The organism is Gemmobacter lanyuensis, from assembly GCF_014652355.1.
Lineage (GTDB): Bacteria > Pseudomonadota > Alphaproteobacteria > Rhodobacterales > Rhodobacteraceae > Gemmobacter > Gemmobacter lanyuensis.
Genome location: NZ_BMYQ01000004.1, coordinates 35,221 through 54,931, shown reverse-complemented (window position 1 = coordinate 54,931; position 19,711 = coordinate 35,221). Strand labels below are relative to the sequence as shown.

Below are 19,711 nucleotides of genomic sequence, written 5' to 3'. Positions count from 1 at the left end.
AGGGCCGCCCCATCGGGACGGCCCTTTTTCAATTCCGGCCTGCGGATCAGGCGTTGACGCTGTCTTTCAGCGCCTTGGCGATGGTGAATTTCACCTGCTTGTCGGCGGGCTTGGTCACGGTTTCGCCGGTCGCCGGGTTGCGGACCTGACGCTCGGGACGGGCACGGCAGACAACCTTGCCAAGGCCCGGCAGGGTCACGGCACCACCAGCGGCAACCTCACGCGCAACCAGTGCGGCGATGGCATCGAGCGCGGAACCCGCAACTTTCTTGTCAGCGCCCATGGCTTCGGCCAGAGCGGCCACCAGCTGCGTCTTGGTCATCGGTTTGGACATCATGTCACCCTTGTCGTTTTGCCGCCCGTCGGGCGGAAGAATGGCGGCCCGACCAAGGTCGGGCATGTGGCCCCGCTACACAGGTTTTCGCGGCAAAGTGCAAGCCCCGATTGGGCGAACCGGGGGCGCACGCGCGGATTTGCGCGGATTTTCACAGGAAAGCGGTCTCTTCGAAGCTCCGCAATTTACGGCTGTGGATGCGCTCCACAGGCATCTCCCGGATGAGCTCCATCGCATGAACCCCGATGAGAAGATGCCGCGCCACCTGCGTTCGGTAAAAATCAGAGGCCATGCCCGGCAGCTTCAATTCGCCATGCAGCGGCTTGTCCGAAACGCAAAGTAGCGTGCCATAGGGCACCCGGAACCGGAACCCGTTCGCAGCAATGGTGGCGCTTTCCATATCCAGCGCCACGGCGCGGGATTGGCTGAGCCGCTGCACCGGCCCCGACTGGTCGCGCAATTCCCAGTTGCGGTTGTCGATGGTGGCGACGGTGCCGGTCCGCATGATGCGCTTCAGCTCATAGCCTTCCAGCTGGGTGACAGCCTCGACCGCGTCTTCCAGCGCGATCTGGATCTCGGCCAGCGCCGGGATGGGCACCCAGACCGGCAGGTCAGCGTCCAGGACGTGATCCTCGCGCAGATAGGCATGGGCAAGGACAAAGTCCCCCAGGCTTTGGCTGTTGCGAAGACCCGCGCAATGGCCGACCATCAGCCAAGCATGGGGCCGCAGCACGGCGATATGGTCGGTCGCCGTCTTGGCGTTGGACGGCCCCACCCCGATGTTGACCAGCGTGATGCCCTGCCCGTCGGCCCGCTTGAGGTGATAGGTCGGCATCTGCGGCATCTTCGAGGCTTGGTTCAGCGGCGCGTCGGGGGCCGTGATCTCGACATTGCCGGGGGCGACGAAGGCGGTGTAGCCGGAATTCGGATCGCCCAGTACCTTGCGGGCATAGGCCTCGAATTCATCGACATAGAACTGGTAGTTGGTGAACAGCACATGGTTCTGGAAATGCGCCGGATCGGTGGCGGTGTAATGCGCCAGCCGCGCCAGCGAATAATCCACGCGCTGCGCGGTGAAGGGCGCAAGCGGGCGTGACCCATCGGCATATTCGGTCAACACGCCGTTCACGATATCATCGTTGGTCGTTGACAGATCCGGCACGTCGAACACGTCGCGCAGCGGGAAATCCAGCACACCTTCCTGCGGCACGGTCACGCCGGGGCGGCCTGCCAGCGCGAAATGCACCGGGATCGGGGTTTGCGACAGCCCCACCTCGATCGGGACGCCGTGGTTCTGGATCAGCAGGCCGATCTGCTGGGTCAGGTAATTGCGGAACAGATCAGGGCGCGTCACCGTGGTGACATAGGTCCCCGGCATGGCGACATGACCAAAAGAGAGGCGCTGGTCGGTCTTGGCAAAGCTCGTGGTGGTAAAGCGCAGCTCCGGATACCAGGCGCGGACCCGCGTTTTGGGCTGCGCGCCCGAAATCACCGCATTGAACTGGTCCAGCAGAAAGCCGATGGCCTCGGCATAAAGCGCTTCAAGCCGGGCCACGGCCGCGACGGCATCGGTAAAGCTTTCATGGGCCACATCGGGTGGCGCGAGATAGGTCTGAGAAATCTGATTCACGTGTGTTTTTCCGTTTTGATCAATCTTTGTGCATCCTGAGGGGCGCGTAAAGCAAGCATTCTGTTGGGCGCTAACGGCAGGACGTGACGACGCCATGACGCAGCCCTTTGCAGCAGCAAGGCTTGCAGTTGCCCGCCTGAAGGCCAAATATGCGCGGATGAAACAGGTTCTTCTCTCGCTCGGTCACGGATATTCGGCTCAGGCGCTGGCGCGGCGTCTGCTTCCGCAGGGGTGGCGCATCATCGGCACCACCCGGTCGGCCGAAAAGGCGGCGCGGCTGCAGGCCATGGGGGTCGAACCCCTAATCTGGCCCGGCGACCCCACGGGGCTGGCGCGCGCATTGGCCGAGGCCACGCATATCCTCGCCTCCATCGCGCCGGATGCCAAGGGCGACCCGGTGCTGAACGCCCATGCCGATCTGTTCCGCGCCGCGCGGCCGGAATGGGTGGGCTACCTCTCCACCACCGGGGTGTATGGCGATCATCAGGGCGGCTGGGTCGATGAATCCACGCCCCTGACCCCCGGCACGACCCGGGGGCACCAGCGCGTGCTGGCCGAAACGCAATGGCGGACGCTGGCGGCCGAGGCGGGCTGGCCGCTGCATATCTTCCGTCTGGCCGGGATCTACGGGCCGGGCCGCGGCCCCTTCCGCAAGGTCAAGGATGGCACGGCGCAGCGCATCGTCAAGGAAGGGCAGTTCTTTTCGCGCATCCATGTCGATGACATCGGGCAGGTGCTTGAGGCCTCGATCCTCCGCCCCGACCCCGGCGCCATCTACAATGTCTGCGATGACGACCCCTCGCCGCCGCAGGACGTGCTGGCCCATGCGGCCCATCTGCTGGGCCTGCCCATCCCGCCCGAGGTCGATATCGACAAGGCAGACATGACCCCCATGGCACGCAGCTTCTATGCCGAAAGCAAACGGGTGCGGAACGACCGGCTGAAGGCCGATCTGGGCGTGGATCTCCTGTATCCGACCTACAAACAGGGCCTTCTGGCGCTGCTGGCGGCCGAGGGCGGGCAACCTGCCGCAGACGGATTGGCGCCCGGCCCCTTGCGGCCGGGACCCGCGCCTCTTACCTGAGAAGGACCGCACCAAGACAGGCGCCATGATGAGCCCCGACCCTTCTGCCCTGCCCGATGCCCCGCCGCCCGGACGGCAGAGATTTTCGCAGCTTCTACAGCAAGTGGCCGATGACCATCTGGCAGAGCGGATCACCATCTCGGATCTTTTGCAGGCGATGGAGGGGCGGGCCATTGCGGCGCTGCTGTTCCTGTTCGCCTTTCCGAACATCCTGCCCACGCCGCCGGGCGTAGCCGCGATCCTCGGGCTGCCGCTGATCTATCTGTCGTTCCAGCTGATGCTGGCGCGGCAGCCGTGGTTGCCCCGCTTCATAGCCGACCGGTCGATGACGCGCGATGCCTTTCGCAACATCATCTCCAAGGCCACGCCGATCCTGAACCGGGCGGAAAAGATGCTGCGGCAAAGGTGGTGGCCGCTCGTCAGCCCGGGCATGGAACGGGTGATGGGGTTTGTCTGCCTGATGCTGGCGGTACTGTTGTCGATGCCGATCCCGCTGGGCAACCTGCTGCCCGCAACGGCGATCTGCGTCATCGCGCTGGCGCTCTTGGAGCGGGACGGTCTGTGGATCGTGATCGGGCTGCTGGCCACCGTCGCCGCCTTCGGCTGGGTGGGCAGCATCGCCTATGGCCTGATCAAATCGGCGGTCTTCGTGGTGATGAACGCCTTCTGACGGGGGGCCGCGCGCCGATCAGGCGCGCAGACCCACGACCGACACGCCCAAAGCCTCCAGCACCTTCGCCTCGATCTGCGGTGCGTTCATGCCGGCAACGGCATACATGGCTTCGGGGCTGGCCTGATCGATGAAGGTATCGGGCAGCACCATCGAGCGGAACCGCAGCCCGCGGTCGAACACGCCCTCATCCGACAGAAGCTGCGCCACATGGCTGCCAAAGCCGCCGACAGCGCCTTCCTCGACGCAGATCAGCGCCTCGTGGTGGCGGGCGAGTTGCAGGATCAGGTCGCGGTCCAGCGGCTTGGCAAAACGCGCATCGGCAATGGTCGCGGTGATGCCGCGCGCCGACAGCGCTTCGGCCGCCTTCAGAACCTCGCCCATTCGGGTGCCGAAGGACAGGATCGCCACGCGGCTGCCTTCCTGCATCACGCGGCCCTTGCCGATTTCCAGCACGCGGCCACGTTCGGGCATATCGACGCCCAGGCCTTCGCCGCGCGGATAGCGGAAGGCGCTGGGGCCTTCGTCATAGGCGGCGGCGGTGGCGACCATATGGACCAGCTCGGCCTCATCAGCCGCGGCCATCACCACCATGCCCGGCAGGTTCGCCATGAAGGCCACATCGAAAGACCCCGCATGGGTCGCGCCATCGGCCCCCACCAGCCCGGCCCGGTCAATCGCAAAGCGCACCGGCAGGCGCTGGATCGCCACATCATGCACGACCTGATCATAGCCGCGCTGCAGGAAGGTCGAATAGATCGCGCAGAAGGGTTTGAGGCCCCCCGCCGCCAGACCCGCGCTGAAGGTGACGGCATGCTGTTCCGCGATGCCCACATCGAAACACCGCTTGGGGAATCGTTCGGCAAACAGGTTCAGCCCCGTGCCATCCGGCATGGCGGCGGTCACGGCAACGATCTTGTCATCGCGGCTGGCCTGATCGATCAGGCTTTGCGCGAAGACCTTGGTATAGCTGGGCGCATTGGATTTCGCCTTTTGCTGCACGCCGGTCAGCACGTCGAACTTGGCCGTGGCATGACCCTTGTCCGCCGCCGCCTCGGCAGGGGCATAGCCCTTGCCCTTCTTGGTCAGCACATGGATCAGCATCGGCCCGGTCGCCCGCGCCTTCAGCGTCCGCAACAGCGGCAAGAGCTGGTCCAGATCATGCCCATCCACCGGGCCGACATAGGAAAAGCCCAGCTCCTCGAACAGCGTGCCGCCCACGGTCATGCCCTTGAGCATTTCCTTCGCCCGTCGCGCGCCTTCCTGGAAGGGTTCGGGCAGCAGGCTGACCGCGCCCTTGGCGGCGGCCTTCAGCTCTTGAAACGGGGCGCCTGCATAGAGGCGCGACAGATAGGCCGACAGCGCCCCCACCGGCGGGGCGATGGACATCTCATTGTCGTTCAGCACCACGAACAGCCGCTTGCCCAGATGGCCCGCATTGTTCATCGCCTCGAACGCCATGCCCGCAGACATGGACCCGTCGCCGATCACCGCGATGGCATCGCCCGGATCGCCACCCAGATCGGCCGCCACCTTGAACCCCAGCGCGGCGGAAATCGAGGTCGAGCTATGTGCCGCCCCGAACGGGTCAAACGGGCTTTCGCTGCGCTTGGTGAAGCCCGAAAGGCCGCCTTCGGTGCGCAGGGTGCGGATGCGATCGCGCCGCCCGGTCAGGATTTTGTGGGGATAGCACTGGTGGCCCACGTCCCAGATCAGTTTGTCGCGCGGGGTGTCAAAGACCGCATGGATGGCCACGGTCAGTTCGACCACGCCCAGCCCCGCGCCCAGATGCCCCCCCGTGACCGAGACGGCGCTGATCGTTTCGGCGCGCAGCTCATCGGCCAGCTGGCGCAGGTCACGGTCGCTCATCCCCTTCATATCGGCGGGAAGGCGCACGCGGTCGAGCATCGGGGTCTTGGGCAGATCGGTCATGGCGCCCCTCCTTGGGGGTTTCAGCTTTGCCGCGAGATAACGAAGCGCGCTGCCGCGATCAAGGCTTGCGCCCGGTCGCCATAGGGAAGAAGTGCGGCCTCTGCCTCGGCGATCAGGGCCTCTGCGCGGGCTTTCGCCTGATCCAGCCCCAGAAGCGAGACGAATGTCGCCTTTCCGGCCTCGGCATCCTTGCCCACGCGCTTGCCGGTCGCGGCCTCATCCCCTTCGACATCCAGAATGTCATCGGCGATCTGGAAGGCCAGGCCCAGGGCCCTGGCATAGGCGCGCAGGGGGGCGGGATCAGCCCCCGCCAGCAGCGCCCCGGCCTCGGCCGACCAGCAGATCAACGCGCCGGTCTTGCCGGCCTGCAGGCGGGTGATTTCCGCTAGGGTCAGTGGCGCTGGCGCGGTTTCTGCGGCGATATCCAGCGCCTGCCCCAGCACCATGCCCTGCGCCCCGCTAGCACGGGCCAAACCCGCGACCAGTGCAAGCCGCCGGTCTGCGGGCCCCAGCGCGGGGTCGCACAGCAGTTCAAACGCAAGGGTCTGCAGCGCATCGCCCGCCAGAACGGCCGTCGCCTCATCCCATTTCACATGGACGGTGGGCAGGCCGCGGCGCAGGTCGTCATCATCCATGCAGGGCAGATCGTCATGGACCAGCGAATAGGCATGCAGCGCCTCGACCGCGGCCGCGGCGGAAATCGCCTGATCCGGTGCAATGCCGTGAAGCCGTGCCGATTCCAGCACCAAAAAGGCGCGCAAACGTTTGCCGCCTTGCAGGGCATAGCGCATGGCCTGGACCACCGGCAGGTCATCATGCCCAGCCAGTGCCGCATCCAGCCGCGCCTGCACCTGCGCGGCATCAGCCTTCAAAAGCTCGGGAAAGGTCACAGCCCCTCCACCGGGGTGGCGGCGACGGCGCGGCCCTCCTGGGCGCGGATCAGCTCGACCTTTTCTTCGGCATCCTTCAGCTTGGCCGCGCAATGGGCCTTGAGCGCGGCGCCGCGTTCGTAAAGCGCAATCGACTGCTCCAACGCCACATCGCCGCGTTCCAGCTGGGTGACCACGCCTTCCAGCGCGCTCATCGCTTCTTCAAAGCTCAACTCGGCAATCGGTTTTTCGGTCATTCGCCTCTCCGCAGCAGCACATCGACATGGGCAGCGGCCGAGGCCGCCAGCGCGGGCAGATCATAGCCGCCCTCGAGGACCGATACCACCCGCCCCCCGCAGCTGTGATCGGCCAGATCGCAGATGGCCTCGGTCAGCCAGACGAAATCCTCGACCTCCCATTCCAGCTGGGCCAGCGGGTCATCGGCATGGGCATCAAACCCGGCGCTGATCAGGATCAGCTCGGGCGCAAAGGCCCGCACCTGTGCCAGCGCGGGCGTCCAGGCCGCACGCATCGCCCCGCCGCCCGATCCGGGCCGCAGCGGCAGGTTGACGATCTGCCCCTGCGCCCCGGTTTCCGAGGCCAACCCGGTGCCGGGGTAAAGCGGCATCTGATGGCTGGAGACAAAGATCACCCGCCCCTCATCCCAGAGCAGATCCTGCGTGCCATTGCCGTGGTGCACGTCGAAATCCAGCACCGCCACGCGCGACAGCCCATGATGATCCAGCGCCCGGCGCGCGGCAATCGCCACGGCGCCGAAGAGACAAAAGCCCATCGCCCGCGCGGTTTCGGCATGGTGGCCGGGCGGACGCGCGGCGACAAAGGCGTTGCGTGCCGCGCCTGCCAGCACGGCATCCACCGCCGCCCCGGCCCCACCCACGGCCCGGAGCGCCGCCTTCAATGATCCCGGCGACAGATAGGTATCGCCATCCACCTGCGACCAGCCGCGCGTCGGCAACGCCGCCTTGATCCGCGCCAGATATTCTGGCGGATGACAGCGCAGGACCTCGGATTCCTCCGCCAAGGGGGCATCACGGCGGATCAGGTCAAACCCCGAGAGCGCCTGAGTGACGGCGGCGATGCGGGCGACCTGTTCGGGATGACCCGGCGGTTCAACATGGTCCAGAAAATCGGTGTGCGTAAAAAGAAGGGTTGCCACGCTGAGGCCGATCATTGAAGGGCGCGCCACGACATCGGGGCGCTAAAGGAAAGAACGGGGGGAAAGCCCCCCGTCCGCATGCGAGATCAGCCTTGCTGATCCTGGCATTCCACCGCGCGCGACAGGGCGGCGGCGCTGCCGCTCAGGTCGATGGTCATGACCGGACCGCTGGAATTCGACAGTTCCATCGTCTGCTTCTGGGCCAGGGCCATCAGGAAATCGACGCTGTCGAATTCGATGTCCACGCCGGGGGCATCATCAATGTAAAGACCCTTGCCTTCGCCTTCATAGACCTCGCCATCGAGGCTGAACGACAGCGGATAGCTCTTGCCCTCTTCGATATCGCCCCAGGCCGCATTCGACGCCCAGACATAACCGGTGTTCGCCGCCATGTCGAAACCGATGCGGACATCCGAGCCGTCTTCGAATTGTGCGTTGATCAGGCAGCCATTGCCGATGGTCGGGTCGATCAGGATGTCCCAACCTTCGACGCTGTCGAAGGTTGCCAGATCCTGGGCCTGCGCCGAAGCCGTGGACAGCAGCAGGGCCGCCATGCCGATCAAAACTTTACGATTCATCATCATTCCAAACTCTCCCTCGGCCATCCAAACGACGGCAAAGGCAGACTTAAACGGACAAAAAGATACGTCAATCCGGTTGCAGCATATATCCTGCACCCCGGACGGTCTGAAGATAGCGCGGCTGTTTCGGGTCGGCCTCTATCTTTCTTCTCAGGCGTGTAATCTGAACGTCGACAGCACGTTCTTGCGCTTTTTCGGCACTGTCAACCTCGGCGGGGCCCAGATCGCCGACCAGTCGCTCGCGACTTACGGCTTCCCCCGGCTGGGCGGCGAAAATCCGCATAAGCTGCGCCTCGGTCGCGGTCAGGCGGACGGGTTCATTGCCCCGCCACAGCTCGCCCCGCTCCAGATCATACCGCACCTCGCCCAGATGCAGCACCTTCGGCCCGGTCGCCTGCGGCTTGGCCGTGGGCACGCGGCGCAGGATGGCGTTGATCCGCAGCAAAAGCTCTTTCGGCTCGAACGGCTTGACCAGATAATCGTCAGCCCCGGCCTCGAACCCTTCGATGCGGTTCGCAGCTTCGCCCTTGGCCGTCAGCAGCAGGATCGGCACGGCATCGCGTGATCGCAGATCGCGGGTCAGGGCAATGCCGTCTTCCCCCGGCATCATCACATCCAGAACGATCAGGTCGAACTCCAACCCGGAGAGCAACCGACGCGCCTGCGCGGCATCGCGCGCGACCGTCACCAAAAACCCGTTTCGGATCAGGAACTTCTGCAAAAGCCCCCGGATGCGTTCATCGTCATCGACGACCAGAAGATGCGCCTGCGGATCGGTCATGCCCCGCCCTCCTTCAGGGTCTGATATTGCCGCTTCATCTCGGGGTCCATCATCGCTTCCAGCACGGTGCGAAAGCCCTGCACGGCCTGCGGCCCCGCTGCGCGATAGGCCGCCCGCATGCGCGCGCGCTGCGCGTCTGACAGCTGACGCTCCAGCTCCAGCCCCTTGGACGTCAGATGCAGGTGGCGTTCGCGCTTGTCCTGCTTGCCCACCCGGCTTTCCACCAGGCCATCATCGATCAACGTCCGCAGCACCCGGTTCAGGCTTTGCTTGGTGACGCCCAGAATGTTCAGCAGATTGTTCACCGTCGTCCCGGGCGATCGGTGGATGAAGTGAATCGCCCGGTGATGCGCCCGCCCGTAATCCATGCCGTCCAGAATGCGGTCAGGATCGGCCGTGAAGCCGCGATAGGCGAAGAACATCGCCTCGATCCCCTTTCGCAGCTGTTCGTCTGTCAGAAACAGCAGGCTCTCGCCGCCCGGTCCCGGCTCCGTCATTCCCGCCTCCTTGGTTCCCGGCGAAGTTACGTCAGCCTTGTTGACTTTCCAAGATACGACTGTTAGCGAAATGCAGTTTTTGCGCAACTTTCGGCCCTTGGCAAAAAGATCGGCGCAACTTTCGAAAAATCAGGAGAGCCCGATGGCTGGTTATGACGATCGTGACGGCAAGATCTGGATGGATGGCAAACTGGTGGAATGGCGCGATGCCAATGTCCATATCCTGACCCATGCGCTGCACTATGCCTCGTCGGTGTTCGAGGGCGAACGCTGCTACAATGGCAAGATCTTCAAATCGACCGAACATTCGCAGCGTCTGCTGAAATCGGGCGAACTGCTCGACATGCCGATCCCCTATACCGTCGAAGAGATCAATACCGCCAAGGAAGAGGTCCTGAAGGCCAATGGCCTGACTGATGCCTATGTGCGTGCCGTGGCCTTCCGCGGCGCGGGGGAGGAAATGGGCGTGGCCAGCCTCGGCAACCCCGTCCGTCTGGCGGTGGCTGCCTGGACCTGGGGCGCCTACTACGGCGACGCCAAGATGAAGGGCGCCAAGCTTGACATCGCGAAATGGAAGCGCCCCTCGCCGGAAACCATTCCGACGGCGGCCAAGGCGGCGGGTCTTTACATGATCTGCACCATGTCGAAACACGCCGCGCAGGCCAAGGGCTGCTCGGACGCGCTGTTCTTCGACTATCGCGGTTATGTGGCCGAGGCGACCGGCGCCAATATCTTCTTCGTCAAGGATGGCGAAGTGCATACGCCGCTGCCGGATGCGATCCTGAACGGCATCACCCGCCAGACCGTGATCGGCATGCTGCGCGCCAAGGGCATCACCGTGCATGAACGCCACATCATGCCGGCCGAGCTGGAAACCTTCCAGCAATGCTGGCTGACCGGCACTGCGGCCGAAGTCACCCCCGTGGGCCAGATCGGCGATTACACCTTCGAGGTGGGCGCCCTGACCCGCGACATCGCCAATGAATACGAGGCGCTTGTGCGCGCCTGATGATTCCGGCCCTGCCCCGCGAACGGGGCAGGGTCATCTCCCTTTGGTGTCAGACCTGACGCCCGCGCTCGATCCGCAGGAACTCCACCGCGCGGCGGTTGCTTGCAGGAACCCGGACCGGCTGCCGCAGCAGCTTCATCCAGATCGAACTGCCGCCGTCATGGGCAATCCGCAGGAATTGCTTCACCCGCCCCCCGTTCGAGGGCGTCCGCTTGTCTGCCAGATGTCGGCTCATGCGCTTCTCCTCCAGAGCATTGCGGGGCAAAGCCTAGCCGGGAATCGCCGTTCTCCCAAGCGAATTGCCCGTAGCCGTGCCGGCTTCCGCCGATTGGCCACCACCTTACCGGCGAAAGCCTGCCGGGATCAGCCTTTTGCCAGCCGCGCCACAGCCCAATGCGCGGCATCGGCCACCGCCGGGTCCGGGTCCGCCTGCAGCGGGACCACAACGCCGGCAAGCGCCGGAATCCCCGAATTCCCGATGGCATAAAGCACATTCCGCACAAAGCGGTCACGCCCGATGCGCTTGATCGGACTGCCCGCGAAACGCGCGCGGAACGCGGCATCATCCAGCACCGCCAGCTCGGCCAGTTCGGGCGCCCCCACCTTTGGCTGATAGCCGATATCGCGCGCGGCCTGGGCGAATTTGTTCCACGGACAGGCAGCCAGACAATCGTCACAGCCGTAGATCCGGTTCCCCAGCGCCGCCCGCAGATCCAGATCCACCAGCCCTTTGTGTTCGATCGTCAGATAGGAAATGCAGCGCCGCGCATCCAGCTGATAAGGCGCGGGAAAGGCCGCCGTGGGGCAGGCATCCAGACAGGCGCGGCAACTGCCGCAATGGCTGATTTCGGCGGCGTCCTTGGGCAGATCGAGCGTGGTGAAGATCGCGCCCAGAAAGAACCAGTTGCCCATATCGCGCGCCAGAAGATTGGTGTGCTTGCCCTGCCAACCCAGCCCCGCCGCTTGGGCCAAGGGCTTTTCCATCACCGGCGCGGTATCGACAAAGACCTTGATCTCGGTTCCCGCAGGCGCCTGATCCAGCAACCAGCGCCCCAGCCGCTTCAACCGCCGCTTCACCAGATCGTGGTAATCCTTGCCCTGCGCATAAACGCTGACAGCCGCCCGATCCGGCTGCGCCAGCACCGCACGCGGGTCGGCCTCGGGCGTATAGACCTCGGCCAACATGATGACCGACCGCGCCTCGGGCCAAAGCGCCGCCGCCGATCCGCGCCATGCCTCGCGCTCGGCCATCCAGCCCATCTGGCCATGATGGCCCGCCTCCAGAAAAGCACGCAGACGGCCCGCCGCCTCGGGCACGGCATCGGGCGCGCAGATGCCCATCTTGGAGAACCCTTCCTCCAAGGCGCGCGCGGCCAGCCGGTCTTTCAGCACCTCTGCCATTTTCTGTCTCTAAATATCCATGCGCGGCAAGCCGCCCCCGGACCCCGTCAGAAGTCGAGATCGATGTAATGCCGCGGCGGCGGCAGCCCCGGCACATGATCGGCCAGAAGGCTGCGGAAGCAGGGCCGCGACTTCAGCTTGACATACCAGTCCTTGACCACGGCATGCCGATCCCAATCCACGTCCGAGATATAGTCGAGGCAGGACAGATGCGCCGCCGCCGCGAAATCGGCCAGCGTCATGCTGTCGCCCGCAAGCCAGCGGCGCTGATCCAGCAGCCAGGCCATGTAATCCAGATGATACTTGATCCGCGTGGCGCCCGATTTCACGTTTTTGCTGTCAGGATAGCCGGTGCCCTGCACCTTGCGGTTGACCCGCTCATACAGCAGCTTTGACGTGACCTCGTTGTGAAACTTGTCGTCGAACCAGTTGCACAGGCGCCGCACCTCATAGCGCGCATCCACATCGCGCGGCATCAGCGCGGGGGCGGGATAGGCCTCTTCCAGCCATTCGCAGATGGCCTGGCTCTCGCTCATCAAGCGGCCTTCGACGCGCAGGACCGGCACCTTGCCCGCCGGGTTGCGGCGCAGGAAATCGGGCGTCTGCTCCCAGTAGCGCTCCTCGACCAGCTCCACCTCGATGCGCTTTTCGGCCAGCGTCAGGCGGACCTTCCGGCAGAACGGCGAGAGGGGAACATGATAGAGACGGTTCATGGGCAGGGTCATTCCTGGGGGAAAGTCTAACGGTGATACCCCCGCCACGCGGGGGGATCAATGCCGTATGGCGCGAACCGGCTTTAGTCCGCCACATCCTCAAAGCAAGTCGCACGGCCATCTGCCCGTATGGTTTCTGCCCCCGATATGATCTGCCCGGTGCGGCGGCGCACCAGCGGGCCGGGTTTCGCGGGGTTGCGGCCCTTGGGGTCGGGCAGCACGGCAGCCAGACGGGCGGCCTGCGTGGGCGTCAGTTCGGCCGCCGATACGCCAAAGTAATGCTGGGCCGCAGCTTCGACCCCGAAGATGCCTTCGCCGAATTCCGCCACGTTCAGATAGACATGCAGGATGCGCCGCTTGGTCCAGACCAATTCGACCACCGGGGTCAAAAGCCCCTCGGCCGCCTTGCGCGCCCAGTTCCGCCCATGCCAGAGGAACACGTTCTTCACCACCTGCTGGCTGAGGGTCGAGGCCCCGCGCCCCCGCCCCTCTTCCAGCGCGGCGCGGATCGCCGCCATGTCAAAGCCCCAGTGCAGGCAGAAATTCGCATCCTCGGCCGCGACCACGGACCGCGCCATGACGGGGGCGATGTCATCCCAGCCGACCCAGTCCTTCTCGATCCCGCCCAGACGCCAGCTTTCCTGCAGCTGATAGACATTCGTCGGCACCGGCAGCACCGCATAGATCAGGATCAGCGCGGCATAGCCCCCCAGCACCACCTGTGCCCCACGCTTGAGCGCGCGCAGAAGACGCGGCTTCCACGGCTCGGGCGGCGGCGGCGCGAGGATCTCTGGCTCGGGCGCCGCCTTTGGCTTTCTCTTGCGGGTGGGTTTGGACATGGGTCCCAGAAATCACGAAGTTTGCGGCCGGGTCAAGGCAAGCCCGGTAAAAGACGAAAGGCCCCCGGAGGGGGCCTTTCTTCAGTCGATCTCTGCGCCGATCATTCGGCCGGAACGGCGGTCCGCTCATCCGAAAGGGGATGGGGCAGATGGATCAGCATCTCTTTCGGGCAGACCTGCAGGAAGTTCGCCCGCTCGGCCTCCCAGTTCGCCAGGATGCGCGCCGCCTTGACGCTGCCGGTTTCGGCGGCGTGACGCTCGACCAGACCTTTCAGCTGCGCTTCCCAATGCGGGTGGCTGACCGCACAGGTCACGAGGCTTTCGAGGTTCATGTAATCCTCGGCCATCCCGTCCGGATCATAGAGATAGGCCATGCCCCCGGTCATCCCGGCGCCAAAGTTCGCGCCGATCTTGCCCAGGATCACGGCGACACCGCCGGTCATGTATTCACAGCCGTTGGAGCCGCAGCCCTCGATCACCACCTTGGCCCCCGAGTTGCGGACGGCAAAGCGTTCGCCCGCCTTGCCCGCCGCAAAGAGGTAGCCGTCAGTTGCCCCGTAAAGCACGGTATTGCCGATGATGGTGTTCTGATCGGCCACCAGCGGCGAGGCCATCTGCGGCCGCACCACGATGGTCCCGCCCGACAGGCCCTTGCCGACATAGTCGTTGGCGTCGCCCTGCACCTCAAGCTTCAGACCGTTCACCGCGAAGGCGCCCAGCGACTGCCCGGCATTGCCGGTCAGCTTTACCGTCAGATGGTCGGGTTGCAGGTTGTTCCGCATGCCGAACTTCTTGACGATATGGCTCGACGAGCGCGTGCCGATGGTGCGCAGCGTGTTGCGCACCGCATAGCTGAGCTGCATCTTCTCGCCATCCTCGAAGAAGCGGGCGCCGTCCTTGACGATTTCCGCATCCAGCGTATCCGGCACGGCATTGCGCGGCTTCGAACGATCATAGGTGATCTTCTGCGCCCCATCGACCGTGATCAGCAGCGGGTTCAGGTCAAGGTCATCAAGGCTGGCCGAACCGCGGCTGACCTGGGTCAGCAGGTCGGCACGACCGATCACCTCATCCATCGACCGGGCGCCGATGCTGGCCAGAATCTCGCGCACTTCCTGGGCGTAGAAGGTGATCAGGTTCACCACCTTGTCGGCCGAGCCACTGAACTTGGCGCGCAGATCGGGGTTCTGGGTGCAGACGCCCACCGGGCAGGTGTTCGACTGGCACTGACGCACCATGATGCAGCCCATCGCGATCAGCGCGGCGGTGCCGATGCCATATTCCTCGGCGCCCAGCATCGCGGCCATGACCACGTCACGCCCGGTGCGCAGGCCACCGTCGGTGCGCAGCGTCACCCGCTCGCGCAGGTTGTTCATGGTCAGCACCTGATGCGCCTCGGTCAGGCCCATTTCCCACGGCAGACCCGCATATTTGATCGAGGTGCCGGGCGAAGCGCCCGTGCCGCCGTTATGGCCGGAAATCAGGATGATATCCGCCTTGGCCTTGGCCACGCCCGCCGCGATGGTGCCGACGCCGCTGGCCGAAACCAGCTTGACCGTCACCTTGCAGCGCGGGTTGATCTGCTTCAAGTCGTAGATCAGCTGCGCCAGATCCTCGATCGAATAGATGTCGTGGTGCGGCGGCGGCGAGATCAGCGTCACGCCCTTGGTCGAATGGCGCAGGCGCGCGATCAGTTCCGTCACCTTCATGCCGGGCAGCTGGCCACCCTCACCGGGCTTGGCGCCTTGGGCGACCTTGATCTCCAGCTCTTCGCAGGCGTTCAGGTATTCCGCCGTCACGCCGAACCGGCCCGAGGCCACCTGCTTGATCTTGGCGCAGGGGTTGTCGCCGTTCGGGAAGGGGTGCTGGTGCGCCGGATCTTCACCACCTTCACCGCTGTCGGATTTCGCCCCGATACGGTTCATGGCGATGTTCAGCGTCATATGCGCTTCGGGCGACAGCGCCCCCAGCGACATGCCCGGCGTCACAAAGCGTTTGCGGATCGAGGTGATCGATTCGACCTCTTCGATCGGCACGGGCTTGCCCAGCGGCTTGATGTCCAGCAGATCGCGGATATGGATCGGCGGGTTCGCCCGCATCGCGGCCGAATACTGCTTCCAGATGTCATAGGACGCACGATCACAGGCCGCCTGCAGCATATGCATGGTCTGGGCTTCCCAGGCATGCTTTTCGCCGGTGCGGCGGGCCTTGTAAAAGCCGCCGATCGGCAGCACGTCGGTGCCACCCTTCCAGCCCTTGGCGTGGATTTCCACCAGCTTGCCCTGGATGCCGTGCAGACCGATCCCCGAAATGCGGCTGTGCATGCCGGGGAAATACTCGGCCACCATGGCGCGCGACAGGCCGACGGCTTCGAAGTTCAGGCCACCGCGATAGGACGAGATGACCGAAATCCCCATCTTCGCCATGATCTTGAGCAGACCCGCGTCGATGGCATCGCGGTAGCGGCGCATCGCATCGGTCAGGCTGCCTTCCAGCAGGCCGCGGCTGATGCGGTCGGCGATGCTGTCCTGCGCCAGATAGGGGTTCACCGTCGTCGCGCCGCAGCCGATCAGCACCGCGAAGTAGTGGGGGTCGATGCATTCCGCCGCGCGCACATTCAGCGAGGTGAAGGTGCGCAGGCCCTTGCGGGTCAGCCAGCTATGCACGGCCGAGGTCGCAAGGATCATCGGCATGGCGACCTTTTCGGCCCCCTGATATTCGTCGGTCAGCACCAGATGGGCCGCGCCCGAACGGACGGCATCTTCGGCTTCGGCACGGATACGCTCCAGCCCGAGGCGCAGCGCCTCTGGCCCGCAGTCGGTCGGGAAGGTGCAGTCGATCACCGCAACCTGCGTGCCGAACTGCTTGAGCATCACCTGATATTCGGCATTGGCGATGAAGGGGCTTTCCAGCACGAGGATTTCGGTCTGGGCCGAGCTTTCATCCAGCACGTTCTTCAGGTTGCCGAACCGCGTCTTGAGCGACATGACCCGCGTTTCGCGCAGGCTGTCGATCGGCGGGTTGGTGACTTGGCTGAAGTTCTGGCGGAAGAAATGCGACAGCGGGCGATACTGTTTGGACAGAACCGCAACCGGGGTGTCATCGCCCATCGAGGCGATCATTTCCTTGCCGTCCTCGGCCATCGGGGCCAGGACCTGCTCCAGCTCTTCGACCGAATAGCCGGCCGCGATCTGGCGCTTGCGCAGCTCGGCCCCGGTGAAGGTTTCGGCTTCCGGCACGTCGCGCAGCATCGAGTTCAGGTCCACGACCTTTTCGATCCATTCGCCATAAGGCTGGCTTGCGGCCAGTTTATCCTTCATGGCGGCATCGTGATAAAGCTTGCCCTCTTTGGTATCGACGGCAATCATCTGCCCCGGCCCAAGCGCGCCTTTTTCACGAATGGTCGATTCATCGACCGGCACCATGCCCGCTTCGGACCCGGCAATCAGCAGGCCATCCCCCGTGACGACATAGCGCATCGGACGCAGGCCGTTGCGGTCAAGCCCGCCACAAACCCAGCGGCCATCGGTCATCGCCAGCGCGGCGGGGCCGTCCCAAGGCTCCATCACGGCATTGCAATAGGCATACATGTCGGTCCAGGCCTTGGGCAGCTCGGTCGAGGTTTTCGACCAGGCTTCGGGGACCAGCATGGTTTTGGCCATGGGGGCCGAGCGGCCAGAGCGGACCAGCACTTCGAACACCGCATCCAGCGCGCCCGAATCCGAAGTGCCGCCGGGGATGATCGGCTTGATGTCTTCGGCCATGTCGCCAAAGGTGGACGAGGCCATGCGGATCTCATGGCTCTTCATCCAATTGACGTTGCCCTTCAGCGTGTTGATTTCGCCGTTGTGCGCCAGCATGCGGAAGGGCTGGGCCAGCCACCACTGCGGGAAGGTGTTGGTCGAATAGCGCTGGTGATAGATCGCGAAGGCGCTTTCGAAACGCTCATCTTCCAGATCGGGATAGAAGACCGACACCTGTTCGGCCAGCATCATGCCCTTGTAGATGATCGACCGGCAGGACAGGCTGCAGAGATAGCAGCCCGCGATCCCGGCGGCGGTCACGGCCTTTTCGATGCGGCGACGGATGATGTAGAGCTCGCGCTCGAACTGTTCGTCGTCGATGTCCTTTTCGCAGCGGATCAGGATCTGTTCGATCTCGGGGCGCGTCGCATTGGCCTTTTCGCCCAGCACCGAGGTGTCCACCGGCACATGGCGCCAGCCATAGATATAGTGGCCCATGCGCAGAACTTCGGTCTCCACGATGGTCCGGCAGCGTTCCTGCGCGCCAAAATCGGTGCGCGGCAGGAAGACCTGGCCGACCGCGATCAGCTTGTTCATGTCGGGCTCATGCCCGGTGCGGCGGACCTGATCGTAGAAGAACTTGACCGGGATCTGCACGTGGATGCCCGCGCCGTCGCCCGTCTTGCCATCGGCATCAACGGCGCCACGGTGCCAGATCGCGCGCAGGGCATCAATGCCCGCGTCCACGACCTTGCGGCTCGGCTTGCCCGAAATCGACACGACCAGACCCACGCCGCAGGAAGAATGTTCGTCATCTTCCTTGTAGAGGCCATGTTCGGCCATCCATGCGCGCTTGGTCTCTTCGGCCTTCACCCAGGCTTCGTCATAGATCGTCATGGCTAAGGGCCTCCTTGGCTTCGGAAGATTTGCGATAGGACGACATCAGCGCCCCGCATTCATAGATTGGCTGTGTGGCGGCGAACCCCGGTTCGCCCGGAAGGATGAACTTGACCGGGCTGCCATCCATCGGCAGCCAGGCCTCGCCATCGCGGTATTCAGAGGGGCCGGCAAAGAACAGGCGCCACTCTGCGCTGATATATTCGTTCCCGCGCGATTGCCGCAGGATCGTGCCCTCGGCATCGGTTTCGGTATATTCGAATTCGGTTTCCTGCAGCGCGACACCATCGATGGTGATGCTGCGGCCGGTCAGGGCGTCAAAGCCGGTGACCTCGGTGTTCTGCCCATCGGTGCGCGAGAGCGAAAATGCGAAATCATCGCGCCCGCTGGACAGCAGCTTCGAAAACTCGGCCGGGTCCGCCGCCCCATCGTCCAGCGACTGGCGCACATCCGGGTTGAATTCGAAGCTTTCCACCCATTCCGCTTCGCGGTTCACATGGCTGAGGAAGAAGACACCTTCCTGATCGAAATCGGCGCGCCACTGATCACCGGGGGCGTCGGCCTCGCAGCGGTAGTGGTTCGACACGCGGCAGCCGCGCGCCTGCACCGTCAGGAAGGTTTCGCAGCCCTCGGGCGGGGTGAAGCTGCCTGCCTCTGCGGGCAGGGCTGCAAGCAGGCCAAGCGTCAGGATCAGCGGCTTCATGCCTCGGCCCCCTCGGGTTCGGGTGCGGCCTGCACCGCCTTCATACGGTCGCGCAGCAGCTGACGCAGACGGCGCGTGCGCCCGGCGAAGGCCAGCTGCACCACCTCATCCAGCACACCGGCCTGATGAATCCGCACGACGGAATCATGGCGGACGCGCGGCAGATCAAAGCATTGCACATTCGGCGCCGGGCGCAGCAGGCGGCGCTGCGGCGTCTCACGCGCGGCGGTGCCGAACAGCACATAATGCTGCGTGGCGCGCGCCATATGATCGGACGCAGCGCGGATGCGGAAGGCGGGAATCCGCGCGCGCAGCGTGGACCAGCGACGTTCATCCGGCACCAGCGCGGGGTCGATCGACATCTGCGGTGACAGCGCCAGCACCACGTCAAACCGCGTGAAGCCCGAAAGGACCAGCGCCGAAAAGCCCCCCAGCGAATGCCCCAGCGCCACCACCTGCGTGGCGCCCGTCCGCGCGACCTCGGCCTCGATCAGCCCGGCGATTTCCTCAGCCAGCAGCGGGGCATTCAGCCAGCTGCGCGCGGGATCGGCAAAGTAGAGCGCATGATCCCGGCCCGCGGCGCAGGCGGTCTTGGCCAGTTCCAGCCGCGGCGGCACGCGCCAATCGCGCCCAACGCCGGAGAAGCAGACCACCAGACGGTTGCTCTGCCCCCGATGGCGCCAGACCCGCAGGCGGCGGTCATCGCGCAGCGTCTCGATCTGGATCTCGGGGCGCGGCGGACGGTGTGCCGCGACGGGCGCTGCCGCGCCGCCCTGCCCTTCCGCTCGCATCATCTCGCCCATGGCCATCGGCCCCTTCATATCCTGATCCTGCCTGCCCCACCGCCGGGG

At 64.8% G+C, this 19,711-nt stretch carries 19 protein-coding genes; 3 read left to right on the top strand and 16 right to left on the bottom strand.

The features are described 5' to 3' along the window. Positions 1–46 precede the first annotated feature (46 nt). Together IE101_RS08655 and IE101_RS08650 are read right to left on the bottom strand one after the other, a co-directional pair. Positions 47–334 carry an HU family DNA-binding protein gene (locus IE101_RS08655; RefSeq protein ID WP_189633616.1) on the bottom strand — a complete coding sequence of 96 codons (288 nt, stop codon included), beginning with the start codon at positions 332–334 and terminating at the stop codon, positions 47–49. A 151-nt stretch (positions 335–485) separates the two neighbouring features. Further along, entirely contained in the window at positions 486–1,964 is a 1,479-nt protein-coding gene (locus tag IE101_RS08650) for an AMP nucleosidase (RefSeq protein ID WP_229804068.1), read from the bottom strand. Positions 1,965–2,121: 157 nt separating this feature from the next. Between IE101_RS08650 and IE101_RS08645 the strand changes: the two genes are divergently transcribed. Then, on the top strand, positions 2,122–3,048 hold the full coding sequence (locus tag IE101_RS08645; RefSeq protein ID WP_189633615.1) for an SDR family oxidoreductase: 927 nt from the start codon (positions 2,122–2,124) through the stop codon (positions 3,046–3,048). A gap of 25 nt (positions 3,049–3,073) precedes the next feature. After that, entirely contained in the window at positions 3,074–3,718 is a 645-nt protein-coding gene (locus IE101_RS08640) for an exopolysaccharide biosynthesis protein (RefSeq protein ID WP_189633431.1), read from the top strand. A gap of 18 nt (positions 3,719–3,736) precedes the next feature. Here the strand turns inward: IE101_RS08640 and dxs are convergent, their stop codons facing one another. The 7 genes from dxs to IE101_RS08605 all read right to left on the bottom strand — a co-directional run bounded on the left by dxs (position 3,737) and on the right by IE101_RS08605 (position 9,555). Next, on the bottom strand, positions 3,737–5,650 hold the full coding sequence (dxs, locus tag IE101_RS08635; protein ID WP_189633430.1) for a 1-deoxy-D-xylulose-5-phosphate synthase: 1,914 nt from the start codon (positions 5,648–5,650) through the stop codon (positions 3,737–3,739). A gap of 20 nt (positions 5,651–5,670) precedes the next feature. Continuing rightward, positions 5,671–6,540 carry a polyprenyl synthetase family protein gene (locus tag IE101_RS08630; protein WP_189633429.1) on the bottom strand — a complete coding sequence of 290 codons (870 nt, stop codon included), beginning with the start codon at positions 6,538–6,540 and terminating at the stop codon, positions 5,671–5,673. Then, entirely contained in the window at positions 6,537–6,776 is a 240-nt protein-coding gene (locus tag IE101_RS08625) for an exodeoxyribonuclease VII small subunit (RefSeq protein ID WP_189633428.1), read from the bottom strand. Before IE101_RS08625 ends, IE101_RS08630 begins: the two co-directional genes overlap by 4 nt. After that, positions 6,773–7,711, bottom strand: a complete 939-nt coding sequence (locus tag IE101_RS08620; RefSeq protein WP_189633427.1) for a histone deacetylase family protein — start codon at positions 7,709–7,711, stop codon at positions 6,773–6,775. Before IE101_RS08620 ends, IE101_RS08625 begins: the two co-directional genes overlap by 4 nt. Before the next feature lie 71 nt (positions 7,712–7,782). Then, positions 7,783–8,280: a DUF1176 domain-containing protein gene (locus IE101_RS08615; protein WP_229804066.1), complete on the bottom strand. Its 498-nt coding sequence runs from the start codon at positions 8,278–8,280 to the stop codon at positions 7,783–7,785. A gap of 64 nt (positions 8,281–8,344) precedes the next feature. Further along, positions 8,345–9,058 (bottom strand): response regulator, encoded by a 714-nt coding sequence (locus IE101_RS08610; RefSeq protein ID WP_189633426.1) that lies wholly within the window; start codon positions 9,056–9,058, stop codon positions 8,345–8,347. Further along, positions 9,055–9,555 (bottom strand): MarR family winged helix-turn-helix transcriptional regulator, encoded by a 501-nt coding sequence (locus tag IE101_RS08605; protein WP_189633425.1) that lies wholly within the window; start codon positions 9,553–9,555, stop codon positions 9,055–9,057. Before IE101_RS08605 ends, IE101_RS08610 begins: the two co-directional genes overlap by 4 nt. Before the next feature lie 142 nt (positions 9,556–9,697). Here IE101_RS08605 and IE101_RS08600 point away from each other — a divergent pair, with 142 nt between their 5' ends. Beyond that, positions 9,698–10,564 (top strand): branched-chain amino acid aminotransferase, encoded by an 867-nt coding sequence (locus IE101_RS08600; RefSeq protein WP_189633424.1) that lies wholly within the window; start codon positions 9,698–9,700, stop codon positions 10,562–10,564. Between the two features lie 49 nt (positions 10,565–10,613). On the opposite strand, the gene IE101_RS08595 is transcribed toward IE101_RS08600, so the two are convergent. The 7 genes from IE101_RS08595 to IE101_RS08565 form a co-directional block, all read right to left on the bottom strand. Next, a complete protein-coding gene (locus IE101_RS08595) occupies positions 10,614–10,799 on the bottom strand; it encodes a hypothetical protein (protein WP_189633423.1) in 186 nt (61 codons plus the stop codon). Between the two features lie 128 nt (positions 10,800–10,927). Further along, positions 10,928–11,965 carry a tRNA epoxyqueuosine(34) reductase QueG gene (gene queG, locus IE101_RS08590; RefSeq protein WP_189633422.1) on the bottom strand — a complete coding sequence of 346 codons (1,038 nt, stop codon included), beginning with the start codon at positions 11,963–11,965 and terminating at the stop codon, positions 10,928–10,930. A gap of 47 nt (positions 11,966–12,012) precedes the next feature. Beyond that, a complete protein-coding gene (gene fzlA, locus IE101_RS08585) occupies positions 12,013–12,678 on the bottom strand; it encodes an FtsZ-binding protein FzlA (RefSeq protein WP_189633421.1) in 666 nt (221 codons plus the stop codon). Positions 12,679–12,761: 83 nt separating this feature from the next. Continuing rightward, positions 12,762–13,517: a monofunctional biosynthetic peptidoglycan transglycosylase gene (gene mtgA, locus IE101_RS08580; RefSeq protein ID WP_189633420.1), complete on the bottom strand. Its 756-nt coding sequence runs from the start codon at positions 13,515–13,517 to the stop codon at positions 12,762–12,764. A gap of 101 nt (positions 13,518–13,618) precedes the next feature. Then, positions 13,619–18,157: a glutamate synthase large subunit gene (gene gltB / locus IE101_RS08575; RefSeq protein WP_189633419.1), complete on the bottom strand. Its 4,539-nt coding sequence runs from the start codon at positions 18,155–18,157 to the stop codon at positions 13,619–13,621. Next, positions 18,144–18,860: a hypothetical protein gene (locus tag IE101_RS08570; protein WP_189633418.1), complete on the bottom strand. Its 717-nt coding sequence runs from the start codon at positions 18,858–18,860 to the stop codon at positions 18,144–18,146. Before IE101_RS08570 ends, gltB begins: the two co-directional genes overlap by 14 nt. Beyond that, positions 18,857–19,681 carry an alpha/beta hydrolase-fold protein gene (locus tag IE101_RS08565; protein WP_189633417.1) on the bottom strand — a complete coding sequence of 275 codons (825 nt, stop codon included), beginning with the start codon at positions 19,679–19,681 and terminating at the stop codon, positions 18,857–18,859. Before IE101_RS08565 ends, IE101_RS08570 begins: the two co-directional genes overlap by 4 nt. Positions 19,682–19,711: the final 30 nt, after the last annotated feature.